Annotated in this window: 1 pseudogene; it reads right to left on the bottom strand. The window is 52.0% G+C overall.

Annotated elements, in window-relative coordinates:
* Positions 1–403: pseudogene (locus ACOCD2_RS25110) on the bottom strand (IS481 family transposase); the annotation flags it as partial.
* Positions 404–602: the final 199 nt, after the last annotated feature.

Genomic DNA, 602 nt, shown 5'->3' with positions numbered 1-602 from the left:
CCTTGAAGGTTTTGCGCTTGGCAGGTTGTGCTTCTTCTTCATTTTCTGCGCGTAACAGCGCGTTGAGGTGGGAGACCCCATGGCGACGTAGGGTACGGTGGATGCCTGAGCGGGTAGCCTCTGGGTGGATGAATTCTCGGACAATGACCAACAGATCATCCAGAGGCAATAACAGCAGCTTGCGCAACTCGACCACCAGCATTTCCTGGTGTTCGCTGAGTTTGGTTTGCAGGCGATGAGGACGATGGCTTTTGTCGGTGAACTCATCCCGGTTTTGCCATTTCCGGATAGTCTGTGGTGTAACATTGTATTGCTTGGCAAGATCCACCTGCTTACGATCACGTTGAGCCTTGATCTCAGCACGCAGCTTTGGTGTTGTACGGGCTTGTGGGTGGATAACCATGGCGTTATGCTTCCTCCAGGTTTTGCGTGAGCCAGTCGTTCAATATCTGGCGGGTTCGGAACAAAGGATAGCTCCTTTTTGAGTAACTACTCACCCCTATCAGCATAGAGCTGTCCCGAAAAGGCCATTTGAATGGCGACCAGCGGATTGTATCCCTGATTTGCCATGGTCTGCAGGTAACTGGAGATGCGGCAATAGG

Source organism: Thiolapillus sp. (genome assembly GCF_048562965.1).
Taxonomy (GTDB): domain Bacteria; phylum Pseudomonadota; class Gammaproteobacteria; order Chromatiales; family Chromatiaceae; genus Thiolapillus; species Thiolapillus brandeum_A.
This window is presented reverse-complemented; position numbering and strand designations above follow the sequence as displayed.